Source organism: Streptomyces palmae, assembly GCF_004684805.1.
In the GTDB taxonomy this organism is placed as follows: domain Bacteria; phylum Actinomycetota; class Actinomycetes; order Streptomycetales; family Streptomycetaceae; genus Streptomyces; species Streptomyces palmae.
The window spans coordinates 1-11,597 of the sequence record NZ_SRID01000215.1 but is presented as its reverse complement, the minus strand read 5'-3'; the positions used below and the strand labels follow the sequence as shown (position 1 = coordinate 11,597).

Here is an 11,597-nt window from a genome sequence, read left to right as displayed (position 1 = left end):
CGCCTGGCGACGGCGAACCGGTCATGGCCTCACCCGAGTCCGACTGACCCAGCCCCACCCCGGCGAGCCCCGCGCCCGGCGGACCGTGCGCCTCAGCGCAGGAGGGCCGCACGTGGCCGCAGGCGTGTGCGCGGGAGTGGAGGTCGCTGGGCGAAGCCCTCGCTCAGGTACTCGTCGGTGCGCTGCGCGAGGTCTTCGGCCCCATCGAACAAGCCCCAGTCGCCGGGGCGGAGGCTGTCTCCGACCGTACCCGCGGGCACGGTGAGAGCGCCGGCGGCCCATTCGACGGCGAGCGCCTCGGGGGTACGACCGAGAACAGCGGCGAGGTCACGGATGAGGACGGCGTGGCCGCCGGTGACGGTCACCTGTGCGGTGATGGCCGACTCCTCGGGGCCAGGCTGATCAGGCATGGCTGTCTCCTCATGGTCCTCGCCTGTCCCCGTCGTCCCGCATTCCGGCGGAACGGGCGGTCGTTCCGGCCAGTTCCCCGCGCGTGCCCGGCCACCGGAGTGACCACCCCGGTGCACGACCGAGCCAGGCGGACCACCCCCCACACGTACGACAGGGCGGTGGACACCTCTGGCCGCCCGGTGCGACGGTCCCCGGCCACGCGGTACGAGGCCACTCTCGGCCGGCCGTCCCCGGGCCCGTACGCCAGCGGGAGCAGGACCGCCACGGCGATCGGGCGCGGCCGCTCTCGGCCGGTCGTCCCCGGGGCCGTACGCCAGCGGCGGTACGTACCCTCCGCTGCTCGGCCCGACCGCTTCCGGCCATGGGGGGTGCGGCTGCCGGCCGACCGCTCCGGGCCTCTGCGGCGGCTCGGTACCTGCCCCTACCACCCGTTATGGCCGTATCCGGCCGCCCCACGAGATCACCTCGCGGTCGGCGGGTGTGACGTTTTCGGCCGGGGCGGCGCTGTAAGAGACAGGCCGACTGGTCATCGGCCGCGCGGGCGCCGGGGTTCCCCCCGTACCTACGGCACCGCGCACATTGGCGCGGGTGGGACTCGTTCCCCCGGTCCCACCCGCGCCACTCCCGCCCACCGCTCGACCTAGCGGTAGACCACGACCTTGTCGCCCACCCGGACCTGGTCGAAGAGCTTGGCGAGCTTGGCCCTGTCCCGGACGTTCACACAGCCGTGCGAGGCGCCGTTGTAGCCGCGGGCCGCGAAGTCCGCCGAGTAGTGCACCGCCTGGCCGCCGCTGAAGAACATCGAGTACGGCATCGGCGTGTGGTAGATCGTGGACACGTGGTTCCGGTTCTTCCAGTACATCTTGAACCGGCCCTCTCGGGTCGGGGTGTACTGGGCCCCGAAGCGCACGTCCATCGCCGCCTTGACCTTGCCGTTCACCATCCAGGTCAGGGTGCGGCTCTTCTTGCTGATGCACAGCACGCGCCCGGTCAGGCACCGCTTGTCCGGCTTGGCGATCGGCCGGGTGGTGACCGGGTACAGCTCCAGCCGGGTCGGCTTGTGGGTGGTGCGGTTGAGCGCCTTCCAGGTCAGCGGCCCGGCGTTGCCGGTGGTACGGATGTGGTGCCGCTTCTGGAAGCTGGTGACCGCCCGCTTGGTGATCGGGCCGAAGTAGCCGGTCGGGTTGAGGGAGAACACCCCCGCCTGCTGGAGGCGGGCCTGCAACTCCCGCACCCGCGGACCCGAGGAGCCCACCGACAGCACCCCGGAGTCGCCGCGCCCGGCGAGGGTGCCGATCGGCGCGCTCTTCCCGCCCTTGCCGGCCGGCGCCGCGGGCAGCTCGCCGGTGGCCGGGGATATCCCCTCCGGACCGCTCTCCAGCGCCACTTCCCGGTCCGCGGCCCGCTCCGCCGCGCGCGCGGCCGCCACCTGGTCCTTCTCGGTGCCGGACTGGTCCAGCCGGCCCCCGCCCGCCCGGGCCGAGCCGGTGTCCGACCGGTGCCCCTGGTCCGAGCCCAAGCCCGTGCTGCTCCCGCAGCCCGCGGCCAGGGTGGCCGCCGCGGCGACGGCTACCGCGGTACGTAAGGCCGTTGCCCGGTACGTATGGCGTGACCGTTTCATGCTCATCCCCTCCCCAAGTCTCGTGGTGTCCGCCATCCTCTGATGCCCACCCCGTTGCGGGGGCGAACATCCGAAGATTGGGGCGAAGGACTTGACGGCGCGCGTCCCGCCGCCCGGCGACCGGGGCCGCCGTTAGAGTCCTGGCGACACCGCGGGCACCGTGCGGGCGGCGCGCGGCACCCGCCGAGGCGGACAATCAGCGGCGAGCAGCCGGGAGGCGCGGACCATGGCACGCGAATCGGAGTCGGGACTGCCCATCGAGCCGGTGTACGGGCCGGACGCACTGGCCGACTGGGACCCGGGGGAGCGGTTGGGGGAGCCCGGCGGCTACCCGTACACCCGGGGCGTGTACCCGACGATGTACACCGGGCGGCCCTGGACCATGCGCCAGTACGCGGGCTTCGGCACCGCCGCCGAGTCCAACGCCCGCTACCGGCAACTCATCGAGCACGGCACCACCGGACTCTCCGTCGCCTTCGACCTGCCGACCCAGATGGGCCACGACTCGGACGCCCCGCTGGCCCACGGCGAGGTCGGCAAGGTCGGGGTGGCCGTGGACTCGATCGAGGACATGCGGCTGCTCTTCGACGGCATCCCGCTGGACCGGGTCTCCACCTCGATGACCATCAACGCGCCCGCCGCGCTGCTGCTCCTCCTGTACCAACTCGTCGCCGAGGAGCAGGGGGTGAGCGCCGACCGGCTCACCGGAACCATCCAGAACGACGTGCTCAAGGAGTACATCGCCCGCGGCACCTACATCTTCCCGCCCGCCCCCTCGCTCCGGCTCACCGCCGACATCTTCCGCTACTGCAAAGCCGAACTGCCGCGCTGGAACACCATCTCCATCTCCGGCTACCACATGGCCGAGGCCGGTGCCACGCCCGTCCAGGAGATCGCGTTCACCCTCGCCAACGCCGTCGCCTACGTCCGTACCGCGATCGCGGCCGGCATGGACGTGGACGCCTTCGCACCCCGGCTGTCCTTCTTCTTCGTCGCCCGCACCACCCTGCTGGAGGAGATCGCCAAGTTCCGCGCGGCCCGGCGGATCTGGGCCAAGGTGATGCGGGAGGAGTTCGCCGCCGCGGACCCGCGCTCCTGGATGCTGCGCTTCCACACCCAGACCGCCGGGGTGCAGCTCACCGCCCAGCAACCGGAGGTCAACCTGGTCCGGGTCGCGGTGCAGGCGCTCGGCGCGGTCCTCGGCGGCACCCAGTCGCTGCACACCAACGCCTTCGACGAGGCCATCGCGCTGCCCACCGACACCTCCGCCCGGCTCGCCCTGCGCACCCAGCAGGTGCTGGCGCACGAGACGGACGTGACCGCCACCGTGGACCCGTTCGCCGGCAGCTATGCGATGGAGTCCCTCACCGACGAGGTGGAGGCCGCGGCACTGGCCCTGATGCGCCGGATCGAGGATCTCGGCGGCGCGGTCGCCGCCATCGAACGGGGCTTCCAGAAGGGCGAGATCGAGGAGAGCGCCTACCGCACCGCCCGGCAGACCGAGGAGGGCGACCGGGTGGTGGTCGGCGTCAACCGCTTCCGGCTGGCCCAGGAGGAACCGTACGCACCACTGCGGGTGGACCCGGCGATCGAGGCGGCCCAGGTGCGGCGGCTGGCCCGACTCCGCGCCGAACGCGACGCGGAGGCGGTGGACGGCGCGCTGGCCGCGGTGCGCCGGGCCGCCGCCGCCCGCCCGGAGGACGCCAACGTCCTCTACCCCATGAAGGAGGCGCTGGCCGCCCGCGCCACCATCGGCGAGGTCTGCGGTGCGCTGCGCGAGGTCTGGGGTACGCATGTCCCAGTGGACGCGTTCTGAGGACGGCGGACGCCCGGCAACAGGGCCGGAGATCATGGACGGATGGGGGATCCGGTGCGCATCACAGGATTACGGGCGACAGCGCTGGCACTGAGCCTGGGGCTGCCCGCCCTCGCGGGCTGCGGCGGTGGCGGAGAGGCGTTCGACCGGCCGATCGAGGCGGGCTCTCCGGCCGGGGGTTCGGCGGGCGATCCGGCCCGCCCGATGACCGGCCCACCGCTGCGCTTCCTGCCGGTGACCGCGGTGGCCCCGGGCGCCTGCGCGGACGGCGCCGGGTACACGCTGCGCACCTCCTCCGACACCACCTGCCTCACCACCACCGAGGAGGACGGCATGCGGGTCACCCGGCTGGTGACGGCCAAGTCCGGACTCGACCCCGTCAACACCCAGGGCGGCTGGAAGGTGGAGATCGAACTGGCCGATCGGGACGCCACCGCCTTCGCCGAACTCACCCGGGAGCTGGCCACCCGGACGCCGCCGACCAACCAGCTGGCCATCGTGCGCGGCGATCGAGCCCTGTCCGCCCCGGCCGTGCCGAGCGCCATCACCGGCGGCAAACTGGAGATCACCGGCAGCTTCGACCGGTCCGAGGCCGAAGGGCTGGCGCGTGACCTCGGCGGGGCGTGAGTGACACTGTGGCCATGACTTCTCCGCGCCGCGCCTGCCCCGTCTGTACGCGCCGGATCGCGGTGGTGGGCGGGCGCTTCGCCCGGCACGACCCTCCCGGCCGCCGCGCCGACTACGACCTGGTCTCCTGCCCCGGCTCCCGCCGCCTGGCCCCACTCCTGCACACCCCCGCCCTGTTCGAGACCGACCAGGGCCCGTCAGCGGGGCAGCAGACCCTGTTCTGAGCGGGGCGGCTCCGTCTCCTTCGCAGCCCCCGACGAGGAGCCCGGGCCGAAAGGGGAGTCATCGCGGCGCTCTGTCCCCCGCCGCTCGGCCGCTGGAGCCTGGCCGTGCCGGTGGCGGCGGACCTGACTTCCTGACCCAGTCCAAGACGGCCGTCAGGTGGCCGGGTTGCAGCCCGATACCGGGGTCCGGCTGTACGAGGAGGGTGGGAAACCCTCTCGCCGTGCGTTCCGCGGCCCATATGTGATCAAGGCTGGTGAAGTCGTCGTCGATCCAGGCGGCAGGGGCACCCCCCAACCATGCGTCGACATGGTCGCGTTTCCACAGATAGCCCCTCGGGTGACTGGTGGTGATCCGCGGGTGCGGCAGGTCGACGTAGGGAAGTGGCGGGAGGTCGAGCAGGGGGCCGATCACGGTGGCCGCGTCCTGGCGCCAGCTCGTGCACCAGGTCAGGGAGACGAGTCCGGTCCTGATCACCTCCCTGAGGATCGGGCCATGGTCCGGGTTGAGCCAGACCGCGACGGGATCGGCGGGGTCGCGGCCGGCCGGGAGGACGTCATGCCGGAGGTGGGTGTCGGGGGTGGTTCCGTCCCGGCACGGGAACGGGATGAGTACGCCGTCGATGTCCAGCAGCAGGTGGGGAAGGCTCATCACTCCTCCGAGGTTCAGCACTTGCGCGCGGCGATCAGCAAGGTGGTCGGGAATCGGGGGCGGCGGGGGTCGCGTAGTTCCTGAACGGAAGTGACCGCCAGGCCGGCCCGGGCCAGGTGGGTCGTCCAGCGGTCGGAGTCGAACTCCCATCGGGCGATGGGCAGACGGGCCCGGTCGGGCAGGGTGACGTGATCGCGGCGCGGCAGGTCGTCGGTGGCCGGGTGTCCGCCCGCACGCCGGGGGTGAGGTACGGAGAAGGCGAGCACACGGCCGGGCCGCAGATGCGCGGCGATGGCGGGGAGCAGCAGTTCGGGGGCGACGAGGCCGACAGCCCCGAAGACCGAGTAGATCGCGTCGAACCACTCCTCGCTGGCCCGCAGGTAGCGCAGGGCGTGACCGGTGACGAAGGTCGCTCCGGCCAGCCGTCCGTAGTGCGAGCGGGCACGGCGGACCTGCAGACCGACCAGGTCGATCCCGGTGACTCGGGCACCTTGGGAGGCCGCCAGGTAGGCGACGTTGTGCCCAGGACCGCAGCCGAGTTCCAGCACGCGGCGCTGACGCAGACGACTCCCCAGGATCTCCGCGCCGGGACCGAGCCCCGGCAGCGTCGCCCACTCCATGCGGGACGGCACGGTCAGAGGCTCCGCGGGACCGGTGGCCGTGCGTTGGAGGGCGTGGGCGTACCAGGGGGAGGTGTGGGCGCGCACCTCAGACCTCCAGCAGTCGGAGGACGTCGGTGAGGTGGCGGCGGACCACCTTGATGTAGGTGTGGTCGGTGATCGGGTCGTTGATCCATCGAATGGACTGCTCCATAAACCATTCGATCGCCCACATGCGGTGCCAGCCCAGTGCCCACCTTTCGGCGGCCAGCCCGCCGCGCTCGGTCAGGGCGTCGGGAGTGCCGCCCTCGGTGACGTAGGACTCGATGAAGACGCGCAGCCGGACGGGGTCAGGGGCATCGAGCGTGCCGTGCCAGCTGGCCAGGTCGAGGAGTCCGGGGCCGGTGAAGGCGCGGGCGAAGTCCAACAACCGCCACCCGTACCGGCCGATATGGAGGCTGGTGGGATGGAACTCGGAGTGCACCCAACCGAAGGGGGCCAGCGTGGCCCCTTCGGCCCGGGTGGCCGCTGCCCGGGCGATCTGGTCGAGCGCCTGCTCGATGTCTCCGGTGTCCTCCCAGCGGTCGGCTTCGCGGAGCCGGCCGAGGTGGTCCAGGGCGCGGCTCGGCAGAGTCCGCAGCCGTTCGCCGTCGAGCATGGGGAGAGCGGCAGCGGATCGGGTGCGGTGGAGGAGCACGGCCGCCACCGCGCCATCGAGGTCATCGGCCTCGCGGACAGGGGTTCCCAGATCGTCCAGGAGCATGCCCAACCAGCCGTCGATCCTCGCGGAGGCGTGGAGTCGGGGCACCGGAATCCCGTGGGTGCGGGCCAGTCGGAGCGCCTGGTCCTCACTGTCGAAGGGCCTCTTGGCGTACTTGTAGACGACTGTGCTGCCATCGGGGAAGGTGAGCCGCTCGACACCGGACATGGACCACACCCGCACCTCCTCACGCCGGGGTGCGGTCCGACCGGCGATGGTGCAGAGGTCGGCGAGGAGTTCGGTGCTGGGGTTCTCGTTCACATGGGGCTCCTTGCGGTGTGATGGCGTCCGGGGCGGGCGGGAGTGCCGGCCCGCCCCGGAGCCCGCTGGGATTACGCGGCGGGTGTCACGCGGTGGGCGTAGACCCGCTCGATCCAGCCGGCCTTGAAGGCGGCCAGGTCATCGCGGAAGGCGGCCATCGAGGCGCCGTAGGGCGCGACCACACCGCCGGACTGGTCCGGCACGGACTGGCAGCCGTGCACCAGCCGCCCGCCGAGGGCGGCATGGGCCTTGATGGACTCGATGCGGCGGTGTTCGTTGAACCAGCCGCCGTGGTAGACCTCGTCGAGCATGCCGCCCGTCTCGTCGTCCAGGTCGAAGACGATGGAGGTGGCGGCCGGGAAGAACCAACACGGGCCGACGTTGGAGATGTGCCCGTCCAGCTCCACCTTGTTGAGCGCCATCAGCGTCGCCGCCTGGCGCAGCATCCGCAGGTGGTCCGCGGTGATCCGCGGAAGGCCGAGCTTGTCGAGGTGCTCGTCGCGGAAGAGGTACGCGTACACCTCGTACGCGGTGGACAGTACGCGGGCCGCGTCGGAGGTGGACTCGCCGTGCGCCGTGATGAAGTCCAGAGCGAGCTGCTCAAGCGGGGTCTCGGCGGTTTCGTCCATGCCCAGGAGCTGGGACTTGACCAGTTCCCAGTCGGCGACGAGCCAGGTGTGGGACTCGAAGCGGAAGAAGTACTCGGCCGGGTCGATGATGAGGCGCCGGTCGTCGATCTGGATGCCGGGCAGGCGGCTCCAGCGGGGATCGAACGCCTCGGGCAGTTCGACCGTGATGGTCGTCGTGTCGATGGTGGTCACCATGTCTCCGTCTCTGTTCGACCGGGCTCGGGCATGGGAATGCCCGAGCCCGGAACGGGCGTACGGAACTTCGAGGGCCGCCCGGACAAGCGGGGAGCCTGGGTCACGGTCGAACCGTTCCGGGCGGCTGCGATTAAGTGAACCTCTCGTCACGCTCAGTGGGTACGGTGAGGGGACGCCCAAGCGGTATACGCGGTTTACACCTCAGATCAGGAGAGGCTGTGGCGGTACCCAACGAACCCGATGTCCGGCTCCGGGAGGTCATCACCGCAGTCGGCTGCACATACGAAGCGCTGGCAAGAGACGTACGGCGGATCGCGGCCGAGAACGGTGAGATCATCCACACCAACAAGTCGGCCGTCTCCCACTGGGTCAACGGCATGCGGCAGCCCTCCGGCAGAACCGGCCAGTACTTGGCAGAGGCTCTGTCCCGCCGTGCGGGCCGGACCGTCACGCTTGCCGAGATCGGCCTGGGCGACCCGGAGGCGGCCGCTTCGGATGGGTCCGATCCGGTCGTCACCGCCACAGAGCTGGGTCGGGCCGATGTCGAACGGCGCCGATTTCTGGCCGTGGCCACATTCACCTCGGCAGGTGTCGGCATGCCGCTGATGTACGACCACGAAGCCACCTCCCGCATGCTCCGGGTGCGCGCCGGCCGAGCCTTGGTCGGAGCAGAGGACATCGAGGTCGTTCGCCAGATCACCGCCGCTTTCAGCGCGGCTGACGAGCGTCTGGGGGGTGGCCACGGACTGACCACCGTCACCGCCTACCTCGCCGACACCGCAGCCCCCATGCTCCGCGCCCGATTCACCTCCGAGGGCTTACGCCGCAGCGCCTTCGGTGCCGTCGCCGAACTGGCCTACCTCGCCGGGTGGAAGCATCATGACCTGGGCCAGGAGGGTGCCGCCCAGCGCTACTACCAGGTCGGCTACCAGCTCGCCTGCGAAGCCGACCCCCACGGCCACGCGGCCTGGATGATGCGCGCTCTCGCCCACCAAGCCCTCAGCCTCAAACAGCCCCACCACTGTGTCGACCTCGTCGAGGGAGCCCTCAGCAGCGGACTCGGCCACGTCGACGGCCAAACCGAGGCGCTGTTGCACATCACCCACGCCCGCGCCTTCGCTGCTGTCGGCGAGAAGCCCGCAGCAGCCCGCGCCCTACTCGCCGCTGAGGACGCCCTCCTACGGGACGATGGTCCCCAGCCCAGTTTCTCCCTCGTCAGCGGTCCAGCCGCGGGCACTGTGGCCAGTCACACAGCGCGGACGCTGACCGATCTCGCCGATCACCTCGGCACCGAGCGACAACACCGCGACGCCCTCGTCCGCTGGGACCCCCAGAAGTACAAGCGCGTCCACGCCCTCACCCATGCCGACCTCGGCGACAGCCTCGCCGCTCAGGCTCGCGCCGACGAAGCCGTCGCCGCGTGGACCCAAGCCCTCGACCTCATGGAGGGCATGACCTCCGATCGCACTCGCAAGGCAATGTCCTCCGTCAGATCCACCCTCGCGGTCTACCAACGGCGCAAAGTGCCCGGTGCCGCCGAGCTTGCTCGCCGCGTCGGCCACGTGCTCGCCTAGCATTCCCATCCCCAAGCTCTCATCTCCGCTCGAGCAGGGGACCCCATTCCTGGCCGACGAAGGGACCACCGTGGCCCAGCCGAAGACCGACGATCAGCCCAAAGCCCTCAAGCCCGCCCATGAATCCATGACTTTGCTTGTCGCCGCCGTCATCGTGCACGACAAGGCCACGAACCGGGTCGTCCTTCTCCAGCGCAGCGAGCAGGCCAAGTTCGCGCGGGGCATGTGGGATCTCCCCGTCGGCAAGAGTGAACCCGGCGAGCCGATCACCGAGACAGCCGTGCGCGAACTCTATGAGGAGACGGGCTTGGTGGTGAAGCCCGCGTCCTTGAAAGTCGCTCACATCATTCACGGTGCCTGGGGAGTCGAAGCCCCCAACGGCTTCCTCACCGTCGTCTTCGCCGCTCATGAATGGTCCGGCGAGCCCGAGAACCGTGAACCGCGCAAGCACGCCCAGGTCCGCTGGGTCGAGGCCGACGCATTGCCCGAGAAGTTCGTGAACACCACGGCCAGTGCACTTCGGCGATACCTCACGGATGGCCCCCAGGTGTCGCTGAACGGCTGGATGTAGGTCGGCAATACCCACACAGCGGTACGTGGCCCCTGGTGCCGGCGAGGCGTCGTACGCCACCTGCACCGGACGCTGCTCGACGGGGTCGAGGCCGAGCGAGTGCTGCTCAACGTCCATCCGGGGAGCAAGGCGGCCTCGGCTGCCTAGCCGCGGCCGGCCCTTGGTCAACTGCGGATGAAGGACAGCAGGTCGGCGTCGAAGGTGTCCTTGAAGGGGGCCACCATCGACAGCCCGTGCGGGGCCCCTTCGTACACCGTGAACTGCGCGTCCTTGACGATCTTCGACGATTTCTCCCCAGCGGCCACGATCGGGACGATCTGGTCGTCGCTGCCGTGCACGATCCAGGTCGGAACGTCGAACCGCTTCAGATCCTCCGTCAAGTCGGTCTCGGAGAACGCCTTGACGCAGTCGTAGGCGCCCTTGATGCCTGCCTGCATCGACCACAGCCAGAAGGCGTCGCGGGTGCCCTGGGACACCTGGGAGCCCGGGCGGTTGGCGCCGTAGAAGGACGCGCTGAGGTCTTCGTAGAACTGCGAGCGGTCGGTGGCCACGCCCTGGCGGATTTCGTCGAACACCTCGCGGGGCAGGCCCTCGGGATTGCCGTCGGTCCGCAGCATCAGCGGCGGGATCGCCCCGAGCAGAACGGCCTTGGAGACCCGGCCGGTGCCGTACCTGCCGATGTAGCGGGTCACCTCGCCACCACCGGTGGAGTGACCGACGAGGATGATGTCGCGCAGGTCGAGCTTCTCGATCACTTCGGCGAGGTCGTCCGCGTAGGTGTCGAGGTCGTTGCCGTTCCACGTCTGTGAGGAGCGCCCGTGCCCGCGCCGGTCGTGGACGACGGCCCGGAAGCCGTTGTCCGCCACCAGTTTGGCCTGCGGATCCCAGGCGTCGCCGTTCAGTGGCCAGCCATGGCTGAAGACGACCGGCTGGCCGCTGCCCCAGTCCTTGTAGAAGATCGAAGTCCCGTCCTTGGTGGTCACGAAAGCCATGTGCGCAGGATCCTCTCGCCAAAGGTCGGGTGCGGCGACCGTCGGGAATCCCGGACGCCGCCGACGGCTGCGGCCGCTGTTCCCTGAGATCGCGCCCCGGTGTCGTCCGCCGCACAGAGGCATGTGGGCGGGAGCCGGTCGGCTGCGGGCACGCGTGCACGGGAACACTGACCGCCGTCATCACGCTAACCGAACGAGTGGATGTGGGCATTTTATGCTGAATACCGGATAATTGTGGGCCACTGTGGGTGCTGTGGGTGCGGGGTTCTTCGTCGAGACCTCGCCCTGCTTTGACCCTTCGGGCGGTGGATCAGGTGCCGGGATTCCCGCGGGCCCGTTGGGCGCAGGAGACCGGGCGGCCGCGTATCCCGGAGGACCGCACACCCGTCGCGCGAACTCCTGTCCGGAGAATCGGCGCCCGATTATGGGGGACGTTCCGCTGCCTTCCGGTCGGGCCGCGCCGGAGCCGCCGCGTACGGCACCCGGGTGGGGGATATCCGTTCTCCGGGCGAGGCGATCCGGTATTCGGGCGCCCCGGGGTTACGGTGTTTGGCCAGCCCCTACACCAAGTCATCAGTGATCGGGGGTACCCATGGCACCGGAGCAGCTCTACGAACCAACTCCACCCACCCAGTCCTCCTCATCCACCCCGGCCTCCATCCCGACGC

At 70.6% G+C, this 11,597-nt stretch carries 12 protein-coding genes; 5 read left to right on the top strand and 7 right to left on the bottom strand.

All coding sequences use genetic code 11. From position 1 onward, the window contains the following. Nucleotides 1-92: 92 nt before the first annotated feature. Both E4099_RS20875 and E4099_RS20870 read right to left on the bottom strand, forming a co-directional pair. Nucleotides 93-410 (bottom strand): hypothetical protein, encoded by a 318-nt coding sequence (locus E4099_RS20875; protein WP_135340619.1) that lies wholly within the window; start codon nucleotides 408-410, stop codon nucleotides 93-95. Nucleotides 411-1,051: 641 nt separating this feature from the next. Next, nucleotides 1,052-2,032 (bottom strand): L,D-transpeptidase family protein, encoded by a 981-nt coding sequence (locus tag E4099_RS20870; RefSeq protein WP_135340618.1) that lies wholly within the window; start codon nucleotides 2,030-2,032, stop codon nucleotides 1,052-1,054. A gap of 226 nt (nucleotides 2,033-2,258) precedes the next feature. Here E4099_RS20870 and E4099_RS20865 point away from each other — a divergent pair, with 226 nt between their 5' ends. Genes E4099_RS20865 through E4099_RS20855 form a run of 3 tightly spaced genes read left to right on the top strand, consistent with a single transcriptional unit; the run spans nucleotide 2,259 to nucleotide 4,699 of the window. Continuing rightward, on the top strand, nucleotides 2,259-3,848 hold the full coding sequence (locus tag E4099_RS20865) for an acyl-CoA mutase large subunit family protein (protein WP_135340617.1): 1,590 nt from the start codon (nucleotides 2,259-2,261) through the stop codon (nucleotides 3,846-3,848). Nucleotides 3,849-3,890: 42 nt separating this feature from the next. Then, a complete protein-coding gene (locus tag E4099_RS20860) occupies nucleotides 3,891-4,475 on the top strand; it encodes a SecDF P1 head subdomain-containing protein (protein ID WP_135340616.1) in 585 nt (194 codons plus the stop codon). A gap of 14 nt (nucleotides 4,476-4,489) precedes the next feature. Beyond that, nucleotides 4,490-4,699 (top strand): hypothetical protein, encoded by a 210-nt coding sequence (locus E4099_RS20855; RefSeq protein ID WP_135340615.1) that lies wholly within the window; start codon nucleotides 4,490-4,492, stop codon nucleotides 4,697-4,699. Between the two features lie 58 nt (nucleotides 4,700-4,757). On the opposite strand, the gene E4099_RS20850 is transcribed toward E4099_RS20855, so the two are convergent. From E4099_RS20850 to E4099_RS20835, 4 genes are all read right to left on the bottom strand, one after another. Further along, a complete protein-coding gene (locus E4099_RS20850; protein WP_135340614.1) occupies nucleotides 4,758-5,348 on the bottom strand; it encodes an HAD domain-containing protein in 591 nt (196 codons plus the stop codon). A gap of 14 nt (nucleotides 5,349-5,362) precedes the next feature. Further along, a complete protein-coding gene (locus E4099_RS20845) occupies nucleotides 5,363-6,055 on the bottom strand; it encodes a class I SAM-dependent methyltransferase (RefSeq protein ID WP_135340613.1) in 693 nt (230 codons plus the stop codon). A gap of 1 nt (nucleotide 6,056) precedes the next feature. Then, complete coding sequence (locus E4099_RS20840; RefSeq protein WP_135340612.1) at nucleotides 6,057-6,968, bottom strand: phosphotransferase family protein; 912 nt, start codon at nucleotides 6,966-6,968, stop codon at nucleotides 6,057-6,059. A 71-nt stretch (nucleotides 6,969-7,039) separates the two neighbouring features. Beyond that, nucleotides 7,040-7,789, bottom strand: coding sequence for a hypothetical protein (locus E4099_RS20835; RefSeq protein ID WP_135340621.1), 750 nt, complete (start codon nucleotides 7,787-7,789; stop codon nucleotides 7,040-7,042). Between the two features lie 221 nt (nucleotides 7,790-8,010). Between E4099_RS20835 and E4099_RS20830 the strand changes: the two genes are divergently transcribed. Beyond that, nucleotides 8,011-9,366: a helix-turn-helix domain-containing protein gene (locus E4099_RS20830; protein WP_135340611.1), complete on the top strand. Its 1,356-nt coding sequence runs from the start codon at nucleotides 8,011-8,013 to the stop codon at nucleotides 9,364-9,366. A 70-nt stretch (nucleotides 9,367-9,436) separates the two neighbouring features. Next, entirely contained in the window at nucleotides 9,437-9,937 is a 501-nt protein-coding gene (locus E4099_RS20825) for an NUDIX domain-containing protein (protein WP_209446677.1), read from the top strand. A 164-nt stretch (nucleotides 9,938-10,101) separates the two neighbouring features. Here the strand turns inward: E4099_RS20825 and E4099_RS20815 are convergent, their stop codons facing one another. Continuing rightward, nucleotides 10,102-10,929 carry an alpha/beta fold hydrolase gene (locus E4099_RS20815; protein ID WP_135340610.1) on the bottom strand — a complete coding sequence of 276 codons (828 nt, stop codon included), beginning with the start codon at nucleotides 10,927-10,929 and terminating at the stop codon, nucleotides 10,102-10,104. Nucleotides 10,930-11,597 lie beyond the last annotated feature (668 nt).